At 64.2% G+C, this 18,116-nt stretch carries 27 protein-coding genes; 1 reads left to right on the top strand and 26 read right to left on the bottom strand.

Annotation, left to right across the window (positions count from 1 at the left end):
* Window positions 1–149 precede the first annotated feature (149 nt).
* The 25 genes from rplO to rpsL all read right to left on the bottom strand — a co-directional run bounded on the left by rplO (window position 150) and on the right by rpsL (window position 14,027).
* Window positions 150–635, bottom strand: coding sequence for a 50S ribosomal protein L15 (gene rplO / locus QX073_RS03125; RefSeq protein WP_009031841.1), 486 nt, complete (start codon window positions 633–635; stop codon window positions 150–152).
* Between the two features lie 11 nt (window positions 636–646).
* On the bottom strand, window positions 647–838 hold the full coding sequence (gene rpmD / locus QX073_RS03120; RefSeq protein WP_006611856.1) for a 50S ribosomal protein L30: 192 nt from the start codon (window positions 836–838) through the stop codon (window positions 647–649).
* Window positions 839–898: 60 nt separating this feature from the next.
* Window positions 899–1,471: a 30S ribosomal protein S5 gene (gene rpsE / locus QX073_RS03115; protein WP_006611855.1), complete on the bottom strand. Its 573-nt coding sequence runs from the start codon at window positions 1,469–1,471 to the stop codon at window positions 899–901.
* Window positions 1,472–1,519: 48 nt separating this feature from the next.
* Window positions 1,520–1,882 (bottom strand): 50S ribosomal protein L18, encoded by a 363-nt coding sequence (gene rplR / locus QX073_RS03110; protein ID WP_006611854.1) that lies wholly within the window; start codon window positions 1,880–1,882, stop codon window positions 1,520–1,522.
* 11 nt (window positions 1,883–1,893) lie between these two features.
* Complete coding sequence (gene rplF, locus QX073_RS03105) at window positions 1,894–2,427, bottom strand: 50S ribosomal protein L6 (protein WP_315714558.1); 534 nt, start codon at window positions 2,425–2,427, stop codon at window positions 1,894–1,896.
* Window positions 2,428–2,440: 13 nt separating this feature from the next.
* Window positions 2,441–2,839, bottom strand: coding sequence for a 30S ribosomal protein S8 (gene rpsH, locus QX073_RS03100; RefSeq protein ID WP_315714559.1), 399 nt, complete (start codon window positions 2,837–2,839; stop codon window positions 2,441–2,443).
* A 13-nt stretch (window positions 2,840–2,852) separates the two neighbouring features.
* Window positions 2,853–3,158: a 30S ribosomal protein S14 gene (gene rpsN / locus QX073_RS03095; RefSeq protein ID WP_315714560.1), complete on the bottom strand. Its 306-nt coding sequence runs from the start codon at window positions 3,156–3,158 to the stop codon at window positions 2,853–2,855.
* 46 nt (window positions 3,159–3,204) lie between these two features.
* The gene (gene rplE, locus QX073_RS03090) at window positions 3,205–3,762 is read right to left on the bottom strand and encodes a 50S ribosomal protein L5 (RefSeq protein WP_172108070.1); all 558 of its coding nucleotides are present in this window, start codon (window positions 3,760–3,762) and stop codon (window positions 3,205–3,207) included.
* Window positions 3,755–4,069 (bottom strand): 50S ribosomal protein L24, encoded by a 315-nt coding sequence (gene rplX / locus QX073_RS03085; RefSeq protein ID WP_315714561.1) that lies wholly within the window; start codon window positions 4,067–4,069, stop codon window positions 3,755–3,757. Before rplX ends, rplE begins: the two co-directional genes overlap by 8 nt.
* Window positions 4,069–4,437: a 50S ribosomal protein L14 gene (gene rplN / locus QX073_RS03080; protein WP_006611848.1), complete on the bottom strand. Its 369-nt coding sequence runs from the start codon at window positions 4,435–4,437 to the stop codon at window positions 4,069–4,071. Before rplN ends, rplX begins: the two co-directional genes overlap by 1 nt.
* Before the next feature lie 101 nt (window positions 4,438–4,538).
* A complete protein-coding gene (gene rpsQ, locus QX073_RS03075; RefSeq protein WP_316225295.1) occupies window positions 4,539–4,787 on the bottom strand; it encodes a 30S ribosomal protein S17 in 249 nt (82 codons plus the stop codon).
* Between the two features lie 10 nt (window positions 4,788–4,797).
* Complete coding sequence (rpmC, locus tag QX073_RS03070; RefSeq protein WP_006611846.1) at window positions 4,798–5,004, bottom strand: 50S ribosomal protein L29; 207 nt, start codon at window positions 5,002–5,004, stop codon at window positions 4,798–4,800.
* Between the two features lie 5 nt (window positions 5,005–5,009).
* Window positions 5,010–5,423 carry a 50S ribosomal protein L16 gene (gene rplP / locus QX073_RS03065; RefSeq protein WP_008963467.1) on the bottom strand — a complete coding sequence of 138 codons (414 nt, stop codon included), beginning with the start codon at window positions 5,421–5,423 and terminating at the stop codon, window positions 5,010–5,012.
* A gap of 40 nt (window positions 5,424–5,463) precedes the next feature.
* Window positions 5,464–6,174 (bottom strand): 30S ribosomal protein S3, encoded by a 711-nt coding sequence (gene rpsC, locus QX073_RS03060; RefSeq protein WP_012045041.1) that lies wholly within the window; start codon window positions 6,172–6,174, stop codon window positions 5,464–5,466.
* Between the two features lie 21 nt (window positions 6,175–6,195).
* Window positions 6,196–6,576, bottom strand: coding sequence for a 50S ribosomal protein L22 (gene rplV / locus QX073_RS03055; RefSeq protein WP_315714562.1), 381 nt, complete (start codon window positions 6,574–6,576; stop codon window positions 6,196–6,198).
* 10 nt (window positions 6,577–6,586) lie between these two features.
* Window positions 6,587–6,865, bottom strand: coding sequence for a 30S ribosomal protein S19 (gene rpsS, locus QX073_RS03050; RefSeq protein WP_006611842.1), 279 nt, complete (start codon window positions 6,863–6,865; stop codon window positions 6,587–6,589).
* Between the two features lie 12 nt (window positions 6,866–6,877).
* Window positions 6,878–7,711, bottom strand: a complete 834-nt coding sequence (gene rplB, locus QX073_RS03045) for a 50S ribosomal protein L2 (protein ID WP_006611841.1) — start codon at window positions 7,709–7,711, stop codon at window positions 6,878–6,880.
* Window positions 7,712–7,723: 12 nt separating this feature from the next.
* Window positions 7,724–8,023 carry a 50S ribosomal protein L23 gene (locus QX073_RS03040; protein WP_172108066.1) on the bottom strand — a complete coding sequence of 100 codons (300 nt, stop codon included), beginning with the start codon at window positions 8,021–8,023 and terminating at the stop codon, window positions 7,724–7,726.
* Window positions 8,020–8,640, bottom strand: a complete 621-nt coding sequence (rplD, locus tag QX073_RS03035) for a 50S ribosomal protein L4 (protein ID WP_315714563.1) — start codon at window positions 8,638–8,640, stop codon at window positions 8,020–8,022. The genes QX073_RS03040 and rplD overlap by 4 nt, the downstream gene beginning before the upstream one ends.
* Window positions 8,641–9,360 (bottom strand): 50S ribosomal protein L3, encoded by a 720-nt coding sequence (rplC, locus tag QX073_RS03030; RefSeq protein ID WP_006611838.1) that lies wholly within the window; start codon window positions 9,358–9,360, stop codon window positions 8,641–8,643.
* 58 nt (window positions 9,361–9,418) lie between these two features.
* Window positions 9,419–9,727 carry a 30S ribosomal protein S10 gene (gene rpsJ / locus QX073_RS03025; protein WP_002712302.1) on the bottom strand — a complete coding sequence of 103 codons (309 nt, stop codon included), beginning with the start codon at window positions 9,725–9,727 and terminating at the stop codon, window positions 9,419–9,421.
* Window positions 9,728–9,818: 91 nt separating this feature from the next.
* Complete coding sequence (gene tuf / locus QX073_RS03020) at window positions 9,819–11,009, bottom strand: elongation factor Tu (protein WP_006611837.1); 1,191 nt, start codon at window positions 11,007–11,009, stop codon at window positions 9,819–9,821.
* A 39-nt stretch (window positions 11,010–11,048) separates the two neighbouring features.
* The gene (gene fusA / locus QX073_RS03015) at window positions 11,049–13,121 is read right to left on the bottom strand and encodes an elongation factor G (protein ID WP_315714564.1); all 2,073 of its coding nucleotides are present in this window, start codon (window positions 13,119–13,121) and stop codon (window positions 11,049–11,051) included.
* Window positions 13,122–13,154: 33 nt separating this feature from the next.
* Window positions 13,155–13,625, bottom strand: coding sequence for a 30S ribosomal protein S7 (rpsG, locus tag QX073_RS03010; protein ID WP_006611835.1), 471 nt, complete (start codon window positions 13,623–13,625; stop codon window positions 13,155–13,157).
* A gap of 30 nt (window positions 13,626–13,655) precedes the next feature.
* Window positions 13,656–14,027 carry a 30S ribosomal protein S12 gene (gene rpsL, locus QX073_RS03005; protein WP_006611834.1) on the bottom strand — a complete coding sequence of 124 codons (372 nt, stop codon included), beginning with the start codon at window positions 14,025–14,027 and terminating at the stop codon, window positions 13,656–13,658.
* Between the two features lie 643 nt (window positions 14,028–14,670).
* Between rpsL and QX073_RS03000 the strand changes: the two genes are divergently transcribed.
* Window positions 14,671–15,894: an NAD(P)/FAD-dependent oxidoreductase gene (locus QX073_RS03000; RefSeq protein ID WP_315714565.1), complete on the top strand. Its 1,224-nt coding sequence runs from the start codon at window positions 14,671–14,673 to the stop codon at window positions 15,892–15,894.
* Here the strand turns inward: QX073_RS03000 and QX073_RS02995 are convergent.
* Window positions 15,831–17,903: an ABC transporter ATP-binding protein gene (locus tag QX073_RS02995; RefSeq protein ID WP_315714566.1), complete on the bottom strand. Its 2,073-nt coding sequence runs from the start codon at window positions 17,901–17,903 to the stop codon at window positions 15,831–15,833. The genes QX073_RS03000 and QX073_RS02995 overlap by 64 nt on opposite strands.
* Between the last annotated feature and the right edge of the window lie 213 nt (window positions 17,904–18,116).

Here is an 18,116-nt window from a genome sequence, read left to right as displayed (position 1 = left end):
TTTCTCCCGCCGCCCTTCTTCACCGCACTGGGCCCCGCGAGGGCTCGCAGGGCTGGGCAGACGCCGGATATTATCTGGTGCGCGGGCGCGTTCTGTCCATTGCCCTGCCCTCTCCGGCATGCGCCGGCGGCAGGGCAATGACGCAGATGTTACGCCGCCTCGCCTTCGTCCTTGGCTGGCGCCAGGAGCTTGACGGTGCCGCCGGCCTTCTCGACCGCCGCAATCGCCGACTTCGAGGCGCCATGCACCTCGATGTTGATCTTGGCCTTGAGCTCGCCGCGGCCGAGCAGGCGCACGCCGTCCTTGGCGCGGCGCAGCGCACCGGACTTCACGAGGGACTCGGCGTTGATCACGCTGCCGGCGTCCAACTTCTTGGCATCGATCGCCTGCTGGATCCGGTCGAGATTGATCTCGACGAAATCGAGCGCGAAGATGTTGTTGAAGCCGCGCTTCGGCAGACGGCGATGCATCGGCATCTGACCGCCCTCGAAGCCCTTGATGCGCACGCCGGAGCGCGCGGTCTGGCCCTTGCCGCCACGGCCCGAGGTCTTGCCCTTGCCGGAGCCGATGCCGCGGCCGACGCGCATGCGCTTCTTGCGCGCGCCGGCGTTGTCGGCGATATCGCTGAGCTTCATCGCCCTTCTCCTTACTTCTCGTCGACGATGCGGACGAGATGATGAACCTTGGTGATCATGCCGCGGACCGCCGGCGTATCCGGCAGCTCGGTCACGCGGCCGATCTTGTTGAGCTTCAACCCGATCAGCGTCTCGCGCTGCGAGTGATGCCGGCGGATCGGGCTGCCGATCTGCTCGATCTTGATCGTCTTGGCGCTAGCCATCGTGTTCACTCCGAGTTGCGCCATCCAGCGGACGGCGCGCGTTCGTTAGTCGGCCCAACCTTAGTCGGCGGCGGCTTCGGCATCGCCACCGACGCGGCGGGCCTGCAGGGTCGACACCTTGATGTTGCGGCGCGCGGCGACCGAGCGCGGGCTATCCTGGTGCTTCAGCGCGTTGAAGGTCGCGCGCACCATGTTGTACGGGTTGGACGAGCCGATCGACTTCGCCACCACGTCCTGGATGCCCAGCGTCTCGAACACGGCGCGCATCGGGCCGCCGGCGATGATGCCGGTACCGGCCGGAGCCGCACGCAGATAGACGCGACCTGCGCCGTGACGACCGAAGATGTCGTGGTGCAGGGTGCGGCCCTCGCGCAGCGCGACCCGGGTCAGGTTGCGCTTGGCGGAGTCGGTCGCCTTGCGGATCGCCTCCGGAACCTCACGTGCCTTGCCGTGGCCGAACCCGACCCGGCCCTTCTGATCGCCGATCACGACGAGCGCCGCAAAGCCAAAGCGCTTACCGCCCTTCACGACCTTCGCGACTCGGTTGATGTGGACGAGCTTGTCGACGAACTCGCTGTCGCGCTCCTCGCGCTCCTTGCGATCGCGACCGCCTCGTTCCCGTTCACCTGCCATGGTGCTATCCAATCTTCTGAGGGGCTCTGACGCCCATATCCATTGATGTTAGAAGCTCAGCCCGCTCTCGCGCGCCGCGTCGGCCAGCGCCTTGACGCGCCCGTGATAGAGATAGCCGCCGCGATCGAACACGACTTCCTTGATCCCCGCCTTCACCGCGCGCTCGGCGAGCAGCTTGCCCACCGCCTTCGCCGCGTCGATGTCGGCACCGGTGTTGCCGGCCGAGCGCATCTCCTTCTCCATCGACGACGCGGAGGCGAGCGTCTCGCCCTTCTGATCGTCGATGACCTGAGCGTAGATGTGCTTCGACGAGCGGAACACCGACAGACGCGGACGGCCGCCGGCGGAGCGGCGCAGCGACAGCCTCACGCGCTGCTTGCGCCGGGCATTCGTAACCTTGGCTCTCGACATGTCCGGCTCCGTTACTTCTTCTTGCCTTCCTTGCGGAAGATGAATTCACCCGCGTACTTCACGCCCTTGCCCTTATAGGGCTCCGGCGGCCGGTAGGCGCGGATTTCAGCGGCCACCTGGCCGACGCGCTGCGGGTCGATGCCCGTGACCGTGATCTCGGTCGGCTTCGGCACCGCGATGGTGATGCCCTCCGGGATCTGGTAGACGACATCGTGGCTGTAGCCGAGCGCTAGCTGCAGGTTCTTGCCCTGCATCGCGGCGCGGTAGCCGACGCCGGTGATCTCGAGCTTCTTCTCGAAGCCCTTGGTCACGCCTTCGACCAGGTTGGCGATCTGGGCGCGCGCGGTGCCGTACAGCGACCGGGCGCGCTTGGTCTCGGAACGCGGGGCAACCTTGACCTGGCCGTTCTCGAACTTCACGTCCACGTCGTCATGAACGATGAACTGAAGCTGGCCCTTCGGCCCCTTCATCTTGACGGTCTGTCCGTCGACGGAGGCCGTCACTCCGGACGGCACCGCCACAGGCTTCTTGCCAATACGTGACATGGCTCAATCCTTCTCAGAACACCGTGAAGAGAACTTCACCGCCGACATTCGCGTCACGCGCGCTGTGGTCGGCCATGATTCCCTTCGGCGTCGACAAAACAGAAATTCCGAGCCCGTTGTTCACACGCGGCAGATTCTTCACCGAGGTGTAGACGCGGCGGCCGGGCTTGGAGACGCGCTCGATCTCGCGGATCACGGGCTCGCCGTCGAAATATTTCAGCTCGATCTCGATCTCGCTCCGGCCCGACGGATGCTCCAGCGTGGCATAGCCACGGATGTAGCCTTCGGACTTCAGCACCTCGAGCACGCTGGCGCGCATCTTCGAGCCAGGCGTCGAGACCTTCGACTTCGAGCGCATCTGCGCGTTGCGGATGCGGGTGATCAGATCGCTGATGGGATCGTGCGTTGACATGGTGCGACCCTCCTTACCAGCTCGACTTCACGAGGCCCGGAACCAGGCCCTTGGACCCGAGCTCGCGCAGCGCGATGCGGCTCAGCTTGTTCTTGCGGTAGTTCGACCGCGGCCGGCCCGTCAGCTCGCACCGGTTGCGGATGCGAGTCGCCGACGAATTGCGCGGCATCTCGGCCAGCTTCAGGGTCGCGGCAAAGCGCTCCTCCATCGGCTTGGACTTGTCGGCGATGATCGCCTTCAACCGGGCGCGCTTCGGGGCGGCGTTCTTCGCCATCCGCTTGCGCCGGTTGTTCTTCTCGATTGAACTCTTCTTTGCCATGCTTGGCTCCTGGGTATCCGCGTTTGAGAAGCTTGAAGTCAGCTGCTCACTGCCGGAACGGGAAATTGAATGCGGTCAGAAGGGCACGGGCCTCGTCGTCGGTCGTCGCGGTGGTGCACACCGTGATGTCCATGCCCCAGCTCTCCCCGGCCTTGTCGAAGTCGATCTCGGGGAAAATGATGTGCTCCTTGATGCCGAGCGAATAGTTGCCGCGGCCGTCGAAGCTCTTCGGGTTCAGGCCGCGGAAGTCGCGGACGCGCGGCAGCGCGACGTTGATCAGGCGGTCGATGAACTCGTACATCTTCGTCTTGCGCAAGGTGACCTTGCAGCCGATCGGCTGGTTCTCGCGCAGCTTGAAGGTCGCGATGGCGACGCGCGAGTAGGTCACGACCGCCTTCTGGCCGGCGATCAGCGACAGGTCGGCCGCGGCGGTTTCCGCCTTCTTACGGTCGTTCACGGCCTCGCCGATGCCCATGTTGAGCACGACCTTGTCGAGCCGCGGCACCTGCATGACGTTGGCGTAGCCGAACTTCTCGGTCAGCTGGCTCTTGATCGTGCGGTCGTATTCCGTGCGGAGGCGCGGGGTGTAAGCAGTCTCAGCCATCGATCTCAACTCCCGAGCTCTTGGCAACGCGGACCTTCTTGCCGTCCGCCTGAATCTTGAATCCGATGCGCGTCGGCTTGCCGTCCTTGCCGACATAAGCGACGTTCGACAGCTGGATCGGCGACTCCTTGCTGATGATGCCGCCCTCCTGGTTCTGGGTCTGCTTCTGGTGACGCTTCACCAGGTTGATGCCCCGCACCAGCGCCGTCCCCTCGTCGGGACGCACCTCGAACACCTCGCCGGTGCGACCCTTGTCGCGACCGGTCAGGACGATCACCTTGTCGCCCTTGCGGATCTTGGCAGCCATCACAGCACCTCCGGCGCAAGCGAAATGATCTTCATGTGGTTCTTGGCGCGCAGCTCGCGCGGCACCGGCCCGAAGATACGGGTGCCGACCGGCTCCGACTGGTTGTTGATCAGGACGGCCGCATTGCGGTCGAAGCGGATCACCGAGCCGTCGGCGCGGCGGATGTCCTTGCGGACGCGCACCACGACGGCTTTCATGACGTCGCCCTTCTTCACCTTGCCACGCGGAATGGCTTCCTTGATCGACACCACGATGATGTCGCCGACGGTGGCATAGCGGCGCTTCGAGCCGCCCAGCACCTTGATACACATGACACGGCGTGCGCCGGAATTATCGGCCACGTCGAGGTTGGTCTGCATCTGAATCATTGATGCACCTCGTCCTCTTCATCTGCTGCGCAGGAAAGCTGCGCCTTGTTTGATCCCGAAAGCGAAACGGGCCCTCTTCGACGAGGGCCGCGGTCCGCGCCTCAGGCGGTTTTCTTGTGCTCGCCCCGGACCACGGTCCAGCGCTTGAGCTTCGAGATCGGCCTGCTCTCCTCGATCCACACCATGTCGCCCGGCTTGAACTCGTTGTTCTCGTCGTGGGCGTGGTAGTTCTTCGAGCGGCGGATGGTCTTCTTGTAGATCGGGTGGGTGAAGCGCCGGTCGACGCGCACAACGATCGTCTTGGCCTGCTTGTCGCTGACGACGACGCCCTGAAGGGTCCGTTTCGGCATGTCGAGCCTCTTACTTCGTCTTGGCGCGCTGCTGCGCGGCGATGGTCTTGATACGGGCGATGTCGCGGCGCGCCTCACGCAGCCGCGCGGTGTTCTCCAGCTGCCCGGTGGCACGCTGGAAGCGCAGGTTGAAGCGCTCCTTCTTCAGGTTGACGATCGCATCGTCCATCTGATCGGGGCTCATCGCGCGAATGTCGGCAATCTTCATCTCGGCCATGACCATTACTCCGCAATGCGCTCGACGAAGCGCGTCTTGATCGGCAGCTTGGCGGCCGCCAGCAGCAGCGCCTCGCGCGCGATCTGGTTGCTCACGCCGTCGATCTCGAACATCACCCGGCCCGGCTTGACGCGGGCCACCCACAATTCAGGCGAGCCCTTGCCGGAGCCCATGCGGACTTCAGCCGGCTTCTTCGACACCGGGAGATCCGGGAACACGCGGATCCAGACGCGGCCGGCGCGCTTCATGTGACGGGTCAAGGCACGACGGGCGGCCTCGATCTGGCGCGCGGTGACGCGATCCGGCTCCATCGCCTTCAGCCCGAACTGGCCGAAGGCCAGCGTCGCGCCCGAGGACGCAACGCCGTGAATACGGCCCTTATGCGCCTTTCGGAACTTGGTCTTCTTTGGTTGCATCATGGCTTTGAGCCCTCAAACCTGTCTTGTCGCGGCTGATCGATCAGGCCGCGTCGCGGCGCGACCGGGGCTGCGAGCTCTCGCCGCCGCCTTCGTTCATCCGCTTGTCCTGTGCCATCGGATCGTGCTCGAGGATCTCGCCCTTGAAGATCCAGACCTTCACGCCGCAAGTGCCGAAGGTGGTGAACGCGGTGGCCACACCGTAGTCGATGTCGGCGCGCAGCGTGTGCAGCGGCACCCGGCCCTCGCGATACCACTCCATGCGGGCGATTTCCGCGCCGCCCAGACGACCCGAGCAGTTGATGCGGATGCCCTCGGCACCGAGACGCATCGCCGACTGCACGGCGCGCTTCATGGCGCGGCGGAACGCGACGCGGCGCTCGAGCTGCTGGGCGATCGACTCGGCGACCAGGGTCGCATCGAGCTCCGGCTTGCGGATCTCGACGATGTTGATGACGACGTCCGACGAGGTGATGTCGGCGACGCGCTTGCGCAGCTTGTCGATGTCCGCGCCCTTCTTGCCGATCACGACGCCCGGACGTGCCGAGTGGATCGTGACGCGGCACTTCTTGTGCGGACGCTCGATCACGATGCGGGCGACGGCCGCCTGCTTGAGCTCCTTGTGCAGGATCTCGCGGATCTTGACGTCTTCATGCAGCAGCTTGCCGTACTCGGCCTTGCCAGCGAACCAGCGCGAATCCCAGGTCCGGTTGATGCCGAGACGCAGACCGATCGGATTGATCTTTTGACCCATCGTATTCTCCCAGCGCCTGCTTTAAGCGCTCGCCTCGACCTGACGCACAATGATCGTCAGCTGCGAAAACGGTTTGAAAACTCGGCCCGAACGGCCACGACCGCGCGGCGAGAAACGCTTCATCACGATTCCCTTGCCGACGAAAGCCTGCGAGACGACGAGATCGTCGACCTCGAGCTCGTGATTGTTCTCGGCATTGGCGATCGCCGATTCCAGGCACTTCTTGACGTCGACCGCAATCCGCTTGCGCGAGAACTGCAGGTCGGCGAGGGCGGCCGACGCCTTGCGGCCGCGGATCATCTGCGCCACCAGGTTCAGCTTCTGCGGGCTCACCCGAAGCATCCGGGCCACAGCCTTGGCCTCGTTTTCGGGGAGGCTCCGTTCGCGCTTTGGTTTGCTCATCGCTTAATCCTCAAGCCTTCTTGGCTTTCTTATCGCCCGAATGGCCGTGGAAGGTGCGGGTCGGCGAGAACTCGCCGAACTTGTGGCCGACCATCTCTTCGTTGATCGCCACCGGCACGTGCTTCTGGCCGTTGTAGACGCCGAACGTCAGGCCGACGAACTGCGGCAGGATGGTCGAGCGGCGGCTCCAGATCTTGATGACGTCGTGACGGCCGGACGCGCGCGCCGCATCTGCCTTCTTGAGCAGCGACGCCTCGACGAACGGGCCTTTCCAGACTGAACGAACCATGTCCGTCGTTCCTTACTTCTTCCGCTTGTGGCGGCTCAAGAGAATGAATTTATCGGTCGACTTGTTGGTGCGGGTCTTCTTGCCCTTGGTAGGCTTGCCCCACGGAGTGACCGGGTGACGACCGCCCGAGGTACGGCCTTCGCCGCCGCCGTGCGGATGGTCGATCGGGTTCATCGCGACACCGCGGTTGTGAGGCCTGCGGCCCATCCAACGCTTGCGGCCGGCCTTGCCGATCGAGGTGTTCATGTGGTCCGGGTTCGACACCGCACCGATGGTGCCGCGGCAGCGGCCGTGCACCAGGCGCTGCTCGCCCGAGTTCAGGCGGACGATCACGTAGTCCTGGTCGCGGCCGACGATCTGGGCGTAGGTGCCTGCCGAACGCGCGAGCTGGCCGCCCTTCCCGATCTTGACCTCGATGTTGTGCACGATCGTGCCGACCGGCATGTTGCCCAGCGGCATGACGTTGCCCGGCTTCACGTCGACATAGTTGCCGGCGACGATGGTGTCGCCGACCGCCAGGCGCTGCGGCGCCAGGATGTAGGCGAGCTCGCCGTCCTGATACTTGACGAGCGCGATGAAGGCGGTCCGGTTCGGATCATACTCCAGGCGCTCGACGGTCGCGGGAACGTCGACCTTGTCGCGCTTGAAGTCGACCGTGCGGTACGACTGCTTGTGACCGCCGCCGAGGAAGCGAACGGTGATGCGGCCGGTGTTGTTGCGACCGCCGCTCGACTGCTTGCCTTCGGTCAGCGCCTTGACCGGCTTGCCCTTGTAGAGGGCCGAACGATCGACCATCACCAGCTGGCGCTGGCCGGGCGTCGTGGGATTGAATGTTTTCAGTGCCATGGCAGCTCAGCCTTACAGTCCGGTGGTCACGTCGATACGGTGGCCCTCTTCGAGGGTCACGATCGCGCGCTTGCTGTCCGATTGCGAACCGAAATTGCCGCGGAACACCTTGGTCTTGCCCTTGCGGACGAGCGTGTTGACGCTCTTGACCTTGACGTCGAACAGCTTCTCGATCGCTTCCTTGATCTGCGGCTTGGTCGCCTTGGCGGCCACCTTGAACAGAACCTTGTTGTGCTCCGAGGCGAAGGTCGCCTTCTCGGTCACGACCGGCGCGATGATGATGTCGTAGTGGCGCGGATCGATGGTCTTCATTTGAAGCGCGCCTCCAGCGCATCGATCGCCGCCTTGGTCAGCACGAGCTTCTGACGGCGCAGGATGTCGTAGACGTTGATGCCCTGGATCGGCAGCACGTCCATGTTCGGAATGTTGCGGGCGGCATTGGTGAAGCCGGTATGCAGCTCGGCGCCGTCGATGATCAGGGCGTTGGTCAGGCCGAGACCCGAGAAGTGACCGATCAGCGCCTTGGTCTTCGCCGCCTCCAGGGTGGCGTTCTCCAGCACGACCAGATCACCGTCCTTGGCCTTGGCCGACAGCGCATGCTTCAGCGCCAGCGCACGGACCTTCTTCGGCAGGTCGGTCGCATGCGAGCGCACGACCGGACCGAAGGCGCGGCCGCCGCCACGGAACTGCGGCACACGAGCCGAGCCATGACGAGCACCGCCGGTGCCCTTCTGCTTGTACATCTTCTTGCCGGTGCGCCAGATCTCGGCGCGGCCCTTGGCCTTGTGGGTGCCGGCCTGACGCTTGTTGAGCTGCCACTGGACGCAGCGCGCGATGATGTCGGCACGCGGCTCCAGACCGAAGATGGCGTCGGACAGCTGGACGGAGCCGGCTTCCTTGCCCTCGAGCGTGGTGACTTTCAGTTCCATTTATGCGCCCTCCTGCACGGCCGGCGCTTCGGCAGCCTGCTCACCCGCGACCTTGAACTTGCCGGGCTTCGGCGCTTCCTTCGGCAGCGGCTTCTTGACGGCGTCGCGCACCGAGATCCAGCCACCCTTGGAGCCGGGCACCGCGCCTTCCACCAGGATCAGGCCGCGCTCGACGTCCGTCTGCACCACACGCAGGTTCAGCGTGGTGATGCGATCGACGCCCATGTGACCGGGCATCTTCTTGTTCTTCCAGGTCTTGCCGGGGTCCTGACGGCCACCGGTCGAACCGATCGAACGATGCGAGATCGACACACCGTGCGTGGCGCGCAGACCGCCGAAGTTCCAGCGCTTCATGCCGCCGGCGAAGCCCTTGCCGACCGAGGTGCCGGTGACGTCGACGAACTGGCCGACGACGAAATGGTCGGCCTGGATCTCGGCGCCGACCGGGATCAGCGAATCCTCGCTGACACGGAACTCGGCGAGCTTGCGCTTCGGCTCGACCTTGGCGACCGCGAACTGGCCGCGCTCCGCCTTCGGCATGTAGACCGTCTTGCGGCTGCCGCTGCCGAGCTGCAGCGCGACGTAGCCGTTCTTCTCGGTGGTGCGGTGACCGACCACCTGGCAATTGCCGAGCTTCAGCACGGTCACGGGGATATGTTCGCCGGTCTCCGTGAAGACCCGCGTCATCCCGACCTTTTGTGCGATCACTCCGGAGCGCATCGGCGTGCTTCCTGTTCTTCTCTATGTCCGCGTGAGGTGCGAACGTGAATCCAAAAACTTAGAGCTTGATCTCGACGTCGACGCCGGCGGCCAGATCGAGCTTCATGAGAGCATCGACGGTCTGCGGGGTCGGATCGACGATGTCGAGCAGGCGCTTGTGAGTGCGCATCTCGAACTGCTCGCGGCTCTTCTTGTCGACGTGCGGCGAACGGTTCACGGTGAACTTCTCGATGCGGGTCGGCAGCGGAATGGGTCCGCGAACCTGCGCGCCGGTCCGTTTCGCCGTGTTGACGATCTCGCGCGTCGACGTATCGAGGATACGATGGTCAAACGCCTTGAGACGGATGCGGATATTTTGGCCGTTCATTGCCGTATCTTTCTGTGAGTAGTGAGTGGCGAGTAGCGAACGGCGAATGGATAATCTCCATTCGCCACCCGCCATTCCCTATTCGCTGTTGTTACTCGATGATCGAGGCGACGACGCCGGCGCCGACGGTGCGGCCGCCCTCGCGGATGGCGAAGCGCAGCTTCTCCTCCATCGCGATCGGCACGATCAGGTGCACTTCCATCGCAATGTTGTCGCCCGGCATCACCATCTCGGTGCCTTCCGGCAGGTGAACGACGCCGGTCACGTCGGTCGTGCGGAAGTAGAACTGCGGCCGATAGTTGGTGAAGAACGGCGTGTGACGGCCACCCTCTTCCTTCGTGAGGATGTAGGCCTCAGCCTTGAACTTGGTGTGCGGCTTGACCGAACCCGGCTTGCACAGCACCTGGCCGCGCTCGACGTCCTCGCGCTTGGTGCCGCGGAGCAGCGCGCCGATGTTGTCACCGGCCTGGCCCTGATCGAGCAGCTTGCGGAACATTTCAACGCCGGTGACGGTGGTCTTCTGGGTCGGACGGATGCCGACGATCTCGATTTCCTCACCGACCTTGATGATGCCGCGCTCGACACGGCCGGTCACCACGGTGCCGCGGCCCGAGATCGAGAACACGTCTTCGACCGGCATCAGGAAGGGCTGGTCGATCGGACGCTCCGGCTGCGGAATGTACTCGTCGACATTGCGCATCAGCTCGAGGATGGCGTCGTGGCCGAGCTTCTTGTCCGAATCTTCCAGAGCGGCCAGCGCCGAGCCCTTGATGATCGGGATCTTGTCGCCCGGGAATTCGTACTTCGAGAGCAGCTCGCGGACCTCGAGCTCGACGAGCTCCAGCAGCTCGGGATCGTCGACCATGTCGCACTTGTTGAGGAACACGACCAGCGCCGGCACGCCGACCTGGCGGGCGAGCAGGATGTGCTCACGGGTCTGCGGCATCGGGCCGTCAGCGGCCGACACGACCAGGATCGCGCCGTCCATCTGGGCAGCGCCGGTGATCATGTTCTTCACGTAGTCGGCGTGGCCGGGGCAATCGACGTGGGCGTAGTGGCGGTTCTTGGTCTCGTACTCGACGTGCGCGGTCGAGATGGTGATGCCGCGCGCCTTCTCTTCCGGGGCCTTGTCGATCTGGTCGTAGGCAGTGAACGTCGCACCGCCCGTCTCGGCCAGGATCTTGGTGATTGCAGCCGTCAGCGAGGTCTTGCCGTGGTCGACGTGACCGATGGTGCCGATGTTGCAGTGGGGCTTGTTACGTTCAAACTTAGCTTTGGCCATTTGACTCTCCGTTCAGTCGCTAACTTGAGCTAACGACAATCAGGCAAACTTCTTCTGGACTTCGGCCGACACGTTGGCCGGCGCTTCAGCGTAGTGCGAGAACTGCATCGTGAAGGTCGCGCGCCCCTGGCTCATGGAGCGCAGGTTGTTCACGTAACCGAACATGTTCATGAGCGGCACCATCGCGTTGATGACGTTGGCATTGCCGCGCATGTCCTGGCCCTGGATCTGGCCACGACGCGAGTTCAGGTCGCCGATGACCGAGCCGGTGTAGTCTTCCGGGGTCACCACCTCGACCTTCATGATCGGCTCGAGCAGAACCGACTTGCCCTTCTGCAGCGCCTCGCGGAAAGCCGCACGAGAGGCGATTTCGAAGGCCAGCGCCGACGAGTCGACATCGTGATACTTGCCGTCGACCAGCGCCACCTTGACGTCGACCACCGGGAAGCCGGCGACGACGCCCGCGCCGAGCACGCTCTCGATGCCCTTCTCGACGCCCGGGATGTATTCCTTCGGAACCGCACCGCCGACGATCTTGGACTCGAACACGTAGCCGCCACCGGGCTCGTTCGGCTCGACCACGAGGCTCACGGCCGCGAACTGGCCGGTACCACCGGTCTGCTTCTTGTGGGTGTAGTCCACGTTGGCCGGCTTGGTGATACGCTCACGGAACGCCACCTGCGGCGCGCCGATGTTCGCATCGACCTTGTAGGTGCGCTTGAGGATGTCGACCTTGATGTCGAGATGGAGCTCGCCCATCCCCTTGAGGATGGTCTGGCCCGACTCGTGATCGGTCGACACGCGGAAGGACGGATCCTCAGCGGCCAGCTTCGCCAGCGCGACGCCGAGCTTCTCCTGGTCGGCCTTCGACTTCGGCTCGATCGCAATCTCGATGACCGGCTCCGGGAATTCCATCTTTTCCAGGATCACCTGGTTGGACGGATCGCACAGCGTGTCACCGGTGCGGGCTTCCTTGAGGCCTGCGAGGGCGACGATGTCGCCGGCATAGGCTTCCTTGATGTCCTCGCGGTTGTTCGCATGCATCAGCAGCATGCGGCCGATGCGCTCCTTCTTCTCGCGGGTCGAGTTCACCACGCCGGTGCCCGAGGTCAGGATGCCCGAATAGATGCGGCAGAACGTGATCGTGCCGACGAAGGGGTCGTCCATGATCTTGAACGCGAGCAGCGCCAGCGGCTCCTTGTCGTCCGCCTTGCGCACGACCTCGTTGCCCTTGTCGTCGGTGCCCTTGATCGCAGGCACGTCGAGCGGCGACGGCAGATAGTCGACGACGGCGTCGAGCAACGGCTGCACGCCCTTGTTCTTGAAGGCCGAGCCGCACAGCACCGGATAGAACGCGCCGGTCAGCACGGCCTTGCGGATCAGGCGCTTCAGAGTCGCCTCGTCCGGCTCCTTGCCGTCCAGGAACGCGGTGAGCGCGTCGTCGTCGAGCTCGACGGCGGCCTCCACCAGCTTCTCGCGATATTCCTTGGCCTGGTCGGCGAGATCAGCCGGGATCTCGACGTAGTCGAACTTCGCGCCGAGCGCCTCGTCGTTCCAGACGATCGCCTTCATCGTCACGAGATCGATGCAGCCCTTGAAATTGTTCTCGGCGCCGATCGGCAGCTGGATCGCAACAGGCTTCGCGCCCAGGCGATCGACGATGTCGGCCAGGCACTTGAAGAAGTCGGCACCGGTCTTGTCCATCTTGTTGGCGAAGACGATGCGCGGAACCTTGTACTTGTCGCCCTGGCGCCAGACGGTCTCGGTCTGCGGCTCGACGCCCTGGTTGGAGTCGAGAACGCACACGGCGCCGTCGAGCACCCGCAAGCTGCGCTCGACCTCGATGGTGAAGTCGACGTGGCCGGGGGTGTCGATGATGTTCAGGCGCTTGCCGTTCCAGAACGCAGTGGTCGCAGCCGAGGTGATCGTGATGCCACGCTCCTGCTCCTGCTCCATCCAGTCCATCGTCGCGGCACCTTCGTGCACTTCGCCGATCTTGTGGCTCTTGCCGGTATAATAGAGGATGCGCTCGGTCGTCGTGGTCTTGCCGGCGTCGATATGCGCCATGATGCCGAAGTTGCGATAGTCTTCGATGGCGTGTTGGCGGGGCATGGGTGTGTTCCCTGATTTCCGTTCGGGTCGCCGTTACCAGCGATAGTGCGAGAAGGCGCGGTTGGCTTCCGCCATCCGGTGCACGTCTTCACGCTTCTTCACGGCGTTACCCCGATTGTTCGAGGCGTCGAGCAGCTCCGCCGAAAGCCGCTCGGTCATCGTCTTCTCGTTGCGGTCGCGCGCGGCCGAGATCAGCCAGCGGATGCCCAGCGCCTGCCGGCGGGTCGAACGAACTTCGACCGGCACCTGGTAGGTCGCACCGCCGACGCGACGGGAGCGAACCTCGATGGTCGGCATGACGTTTTCGAGGGCCTGCTCGAACACCGTCAGCGGGCTCTGCTTGGTCTTGGCCTCGATGATGCCGAACGCGCCGTAGACGATACCTTCGGCGACCGACTTCTTGCCGGCGTACATCACCGAGTTCATGAACTTGGTGACAATGATGTTCCCGAACTTCGGATCCGGAAGCACTTCACGCTTTTCGGCTGAATGGCGACGCGACATGTGATCTTGTTCCCGCTTCTCTCGAACGTCTTACTTCGGACGCTTCGCGCCATACTTCGAACGGCGCTGCTTACGGTTCTTGACGCCCTGGGTATCCAGCACGCCGCGGAGGATGTGATAGCGCACGCCCGGCAAGTCCTTGACGCGGCCGCCGCGGATCATGACCACCGAGTGCTCCTGCAGGTTATGGCCTTCACCCGGAATGTAGCCGATCACCTCGAAGCCGTTGGTCAGGCGCACCTTGGCGACCTTACGAAGCGCCGAGTTCGGCTTCTTCGGGGTCGTGGTGTAGACGCGCGTGCAAACGCCACGCTTCTGCGGCGACTGCTGCAGCGCCGGCACCTTCTTGCGCGACTTCTGCACTTCGCGCGGATTTGCGATCAGCTGGTTGATCGTCGGCATCTTGGCCTTCACCCTTCTCAACGTTCGCACGGAGACCGCGACCGGCTTCCGCAAATTCTGTTCGAGGTTCCCCGCCTCACCGGGCCGTTTCGCGCGATCAAAACCCACGCAAAACGAAATCGCGCCAACCGTCCATCGCTGAACGGAAAGCGCTTGACGCCACAGAGGACCGCGATCACCACCAGTCAGCTTGCGCTGGCGGGCGGCCTACCGAGGTCATGCATCCGAAATTGGTCTCAGGAGAACGAGCTCGAGAGATCTAATATCGTTTTGGCATTGCCTAGCTATGATCGACAGCGTTTGAGCGGCATTCGTCGAGGGTGGTGCCCGTCCCGCCCGGTTTCGGGTGGTCTGGGTGATCCGTACCGACGCTGGCGAAGCTCACCGCCTGTCGTTGAGTGCCGGCCTTTTATAAGCGGTAAATATCCAAGTCAAGCAAAACGACGCCGCAGGACGCGCAAAGAAGCGCTTCTGGCCGCTGCGGTTTCCGGTCCCGACAGGGCCCCCGCCGTCCGAGGTATCTGCAGACCGCACAGCCCTGCGAGTGCAGGCGCCTCTCCAGCCCGGGACATGTCCAGAAACATCGAAGATAAGGCTTTTTTCGGCTTTGGCCGACAAGGATGGCGCCGCGACGAGGCGCCTGGTGACAGAATATACCGACATTGCGATCATTGGCGGCGGCCTGAGCGGCTCGATCACGGCCGCCATGCTCGGAATGGCCGGCATCCCCGCGATTCTCGTCGATCCCCACGCGGTCTCCCCGCCCGACTTTCGAATCGAGAAGATCTCCGGTGCCGAGCAGATCGGCCGATTCCGTCGCACCGGGATCGCCGACAAGGCGTTGACCCAAGCCACCCTGGCCCCGGAGAACTGGATCGCCCGATTCGGCTACGTGCTCGAACGGGCTCAGGTCCAGCAATACGGCATTCCGTATGATGCGCTCGTGACGGCGGTGCGCGACCAGATCCCAGGCGCTGTGACGCGAATCGTCGCCAAGGCCGTAGCGATCACGCCAACCGAGGATCGCCAGTCGGTCGTGCTGTCCAACGGGCAGACGATCTCCGCCCGCCTCGTCGTGCTCGCCAACGGGCTGAACGTCGGGCTGCGGCACATGCTGGGAATCACCCGCACGATCACCAGCCCCGCCCATTCGATCTCGATCGGGTTCGACCTGACGCCGGTCGGCCGTTCCGCCTTCCCATTCCCGGCCATGACCTATTTCCAGGAACGAGCCAAGGCGCGGGTGCCCTACATCACCCTGTTCCCGATCGGCGAGCGCATGCGGGCGAACCTGTTCGCCTACCGCGAGGTCGATGATCCCTGGCTTCGGGCGATCCGCCGCAACCCAGTCGAAACGCTGGCCGCCGCCCTGCCCGGCCTGCGGCGGATCACGGGCGAGTACGCCGTGAGCGGCGAGGTGCGGGTCCGGCCCGCCGATCTCACCATCAACAGCGGGTACCGCATGCCGGGTGTCGTGCTCGTCGGCGACGCCTTCTGCACCACCTGCCCCGTCACCGGCACCGGTTCCGACAAGGTGTTCACCGATGTCGAGCGCCTCTGCAACGTCCACATTCCGCGCTGGCTGGCGACTGACGGCATGGGCGAGGCCAAGATCGCGGCCTTCTATGCGGACCCGGTCAAGACGGCCTGCGATGCGTGGTCGCTCGAGAAGGCATGGAATTTCCGATCGGTCTCGATCGGGGCCAGCCCCTATTGGCAGGCGCAACGCTGGGCGCGCTTTGCCGTCTCGCTCGGCCGCGGGGTTCGGCAGCGGCTGACGAAGACCAATGCGCCGCTCAACGTCTATTCCTCGTCATCATCCTCCTCGTCGTCGTCCTCCTCGTCATCGCTGTCGTCGTCGGCCTGATCCTGCCGGCTCGGCTGATGGCCCTGGTCATCCCAGAGCTTGCGATAGGTCCCATTCTTCGCCAAGAGCTCGGCGTGGCTGCCGCGCTCGATCGCCCGGCCGCCGGAGATGACGATGATCTCGTCCATCTCGACCACCGAGGTCAGGCGGTGGGTCGACCAGATCATGGTGCGGCCCTTGGCGACCTTGAGCAGGGTGCGGTTGATCGCGGCTTCCGTGGTCTGGTCCAGCGCCGAAGTGGCCTCGTCGAGCAGCAGCACGGACGGGTTGCGGATGATGGCGCGGGCGATCGCGATGCGCTGGCGCTGTCCACCGGACAGCGTGTCGCCGCGCTCGCCGACGATGGTGTCGTATTTCTGCGGCAGGCTCATGATGTAGCGGTGGATCTCGGCCTTCTTGGCCGCCTCCTCCACCTCCGCGTCGGTGGCGCCCTCCTTGCCGAGCCGGATGTTCTCCCGCAGCGACATGTTGAACAGCATGTTGTCCTGGAACACCACGGCCATGCTGCCGCGAAGCGAATCGCGCGTCACCTTGCGGATGTCGACGCCGTCGATGGTGACGCGGCCTTCATCGGGTACGTAGAGCCGCAGGATCAGGTTGAGCAGCGTGCTCTTGCCCGAGCCCGACGGACCGACGATCGCGATCCGCTTGCCGACGTCGAGCTTGAGGCTCAGATTGTCGAGCACCGGCGTCTCGCTGCCCTCGTACTGGAAGGTCACGCGCTCGAAGGTGATGTCGTGGCTGATGCGGGGCAGATCCGGCGCGCCCGGCCGGTCGGCGCCGCGGGTCGGCTCGTCCAACAGCTCCTGCATGTGCCGGATCGCGGCCGCCGAGGAGATCGACACCGGCACGAAATGCATGACATGGGCGATGTTGTAGGACACCTCCCAGAATGCGCTCTCGAAGGTGACGAAGGTGCCGATCGTGATCTGGCCCTTGGTGGCGAGATAGGCGCCGAGAGCGAGCACGACGAGATGCAGCAGCAGCACGGAGATCGTGACGGTGCGCTCGACCATGGTCGACAGGAACATCGCATCGGCCATCTTGCGCCGCGCCGCGTCGTTGCGGAAGCTGAACCAGCCGAATACCTTGCGGTGGAGGCTGAAGGCCTTGATGACGGCTTGCGCCGCGATGTTCTCCTGGATCACGCCGAGCAGCGACGCTTCGTTCAGTTTCTGCTCGTAATTGGCCTGAACCGCCTTCGGCGTCAGGATACGCGGGCCGATCAGGGTGATCGGAAACACCAGCAGCGCGATCGCAGCGAGCTGCCAGTTCAGGAACAGCATCAGAATGATGCCCGCAATCAGCTCGAGGAACGGCAGCACAGCGCTGTTGGCGAAACTCTTCACGACGTTCTCGAACGCCGACATGTCGACCGAGAAGCGCGACAGGATCTCGCCGCGCTTGGTACGCTGGAAATAGGCGGCCGGCAGGTTCTGCACGTGATCGAACAGACGGGTGCGAACGTCCGAGATGACGCAGGCCGCGAGCCGCGCATCCCAGCGCTCGTAGAGCACGGCAATGATCGAGGTGAAGATGCCCGCAGCGGCGAGCACGCCGAGGATGCGATAGAGCGCCTCAAAATCCTCTTCGCCGAGCGCATCGTCGATCAGGAACTTGAGGCTGAGCGGCATGATGACGTTGAACAGCGTCTCGATCAGGACGCCGATCGACACGAAAGCCAGCATCTTCTTGTATCTGGCGAGCAGCGGCGAGACGAAGCCGTAGATGGTTGCAAGCGCACCTGCGGCCTCGCGGGCCGTGTAGACGACGAGATCCTCGTCGTCGTCATCATCGTCGAGGTCGAGGCCGGCCTCTTCACCGTCCTCCTCGTCATCGTCCTCATCGTCGCCGACGACGTCAGCCGTCTCTGTCGCCGACGTCTTCGCTGTTCCGGGTTTTGGAACGGCAGGCACGGCCGCCGCCGGCCCCCGCTTGTCCAAATCATCGGCAGGATCAGCTGCCGTTGCGGACGTCTGATTTCGCGGCGGTGAAGATTTGGGCGCCATTCAACGAACCGATCCTGCACGGCCAGTATGACCGTAACGGATTAAAGCGGCTCGGCTTTACCACCTGTGTCCGCCTGCCGCCAGCATTCTCGCCATACGGTGCCGCACCCGCCGCGACCAAGACGCGGCCCTGTCACGCAACCAGCACGGTCACAAGCGCCGCGGACGCAAGACAGCATCGAGATGCCGGTCAACGCCCGCGGCCCTGCCTCG

The organism is Bradyrhizobium sp. SZCCHNS3052, assembly GCF_032484495.1.
Classification (GTDB): Bacteria; Pseudomonadota; Alphaproteobacteria; order Rhizobiales; family Xanthobacteraceae; genus Bradyrhizobium.
Note: the sequence above shows the minus strand (reverse complement) of the source record. Positions and strands in the feature narration are given on the sequence as shown.

What these genes read in the sequence shown, in the direction of transcription:
- rpsS (WP_006611842.1), bottom strand. Translation starts at nt 6,865, where the DNA reads ATGGTTCGTTCAGTCTGGAAAGGCCCGTTCGTCGAGGCGTCGCTGCTC.
- fusA (WP_315714564.1), bottom strand. Translation starts at nt 13,121, where the DNA reads ATGCCCCGCCAACACGCCATCGAAGACTATCGCAACTTCGGCATCATG.
- rplC (WP_006611838.1), bottom strand. Translation starts at nt 9,360, where the DNA reads ATGCGCTCCGGAGTGATCGCACAAAAGGTCGGGATGACGCGGGTCTTC.
- rplF (WP_315714558.1), bottom strand. Translation starts at nt 2,427, where the DNA reads ATGTCACGTATTGGCAAGAAGCCTGTGGCGGTGCCGTCCGGAGTGACG.
- rpsG (WP_006611835.1), bottom strand. Translation starts at nt 13,625, where the DNA reads ATGTCGCGTCGCCATTCAGCCGAAAAGCGTGAAGTGCTTCCGGATCCG.
- rpsN (WP_315714560.1), bottom strand. Translation starts at nt 3,158, where the DNA reads ATGGCAAAGAAGAGTTCAATCGAGAAGAACAACCGGCGCAAGCGGATG.
- rplN (WP_006611848.1), bottom strand. Translation starts at nt 4,437, where the DNA reads ATGATTCAGATGCAGACCAACCTCGACGTGGCCGATAATTCCGGCGCA.
- rpmD (WP_006611856.1), bottom strand. Translation starts at nt 838, where the DNA reads ATGGCTAGCGCCAAGACGATCAAGATCGAGCAGATCGGCAGCCCGATC.
- rplP (WP_008963467.1), bottom strand. Translation starts at nt 5,423, where the DNA reads ATGATGCAACCAAAGAAGACCAAGTTCCGAAAGGCGCATAAGGGCCGT.
- QX073_RS03040 (WP_172108066.1), bottom strand. Translation starts at nt 8,023, where the DNA reads ATGAAGACCATCGATCCGCGCCACTACGACATCATCATCGCGCCGGTC.
- rpsE (WP_006611855.1), bottom strand. Translation starts at nt 1,471, where the DNA reads ATGGCAGGTGAACGGGAACGAGGCGGTCGCGATCGCAAGGAGCGCGAG.
- rplE (WP_172108070.1), bottom strand. Translation starts at nt 3,762, where the DNA reads ATGGCTGAGACTGCTTACACCCCGCGCCTCCGCACGGAATACGACCGC.
- rplX (WP_315714561.1), bottom strand. Translation starts at nt 4,069, where the DNA reads ATGGCTGCCAAGATCCGCAAGGGCGACAAGGTGATCGTCCTGACCGGT.
- tuf (WP_006611837.1), bottom strand. Translation starts at nt 11,009, where the DNA reads ATGGCCAAAGCTAAGTTTGAACGTAACAAGCCCCACTGCAACATCGGC.
- rpsQ (WP_316225295.1), bottom strand. Translation starts at nt 4,787, where the DNA reads ATGCCGAAACGGACCCTTCAGGGCGTCGTCGTCAGCGACAAGCAGGCC.
- QX073_RS02995 (WP_315714566.1), bottom strand. Translation starts at nt 17,903, where the DNA reads ATGGCGCCCAAATCTTCACCGCCGCGAAATCAGACGTCCGCAACGGCA.
- rplB (WP_006611841.1), bottom strand. Translation starts at nt 7,711, where the DNA reads ATGGCACTGAAAACATTCAATCCCACGACGCCCGGCCAGCGCCAGCTG.
- rplD (WP_315714563.1), bottom strand. Translation starts at nt 8,640, where the DNA reads ATGGAACTGAAAGTCACCACGCTCGAGGGCAAGGAAGCCGGCTCCGTC.
- rpsC (WP_012045041.1), bottom strand. Translation starts at nt 6,174, where the DNA reads ATGGGTCAAAAGATCAATCCGATCGGTCTGCGTCTCGGCATCAACCGG.
- rplV (WP_315714562.1), bottom strand. Translation starts at nt 6,576, where the DNA reads ATGAGCAAACCAAAGCGCGAACGGAGCCTCCCCGAAAACGAGGCCAAG.
- rpsH (WP_315714559.1), bottom strand. Translation starts at nt 2,839, where the DNA reads ATGTCAACGCACGATCCCATCAGCGATCTGATCACCCGCATCCGCAAC.
- rplO (WP_009031841.1), bottom strand. Translation starts at nt 635, where the DNA reads ATGAAGCTCAGCGATATCGCCGACAACGCCGGCGCGCGCAAGAAGCGC.
- rpsL (WP_006611834.1), bottom strand. Translation starts at nt 14,027, where the DNA reads ATGCCGACGATCAACCAGCTGATCGCAAATCCGCGCGAAGTGCAGAAG.
- rpsJ (WP_002712302.1), bottom strand. Translation starts at nt 9,727, where the DNA reads ATGAACGGCCAAAATATCCGCATCCGTCTCAAGGCGTTTGACCATCGT.
- rplR (WP_006611854.1), bottom strand. Translation starts at nt 1,882, where the DNA reads ATGTCGAGAGCCAAGGTTACGAATGCCCGGCGCAAGCAGCGCGTGAGG.
- rpmC (WP_006611846.1), bottom strand. Translation starts at nt 5,004, where the DNA reads ATGGCCGAGATGAAGATTGCCGACATTCGCGCGATGAGCCCCGATCAG.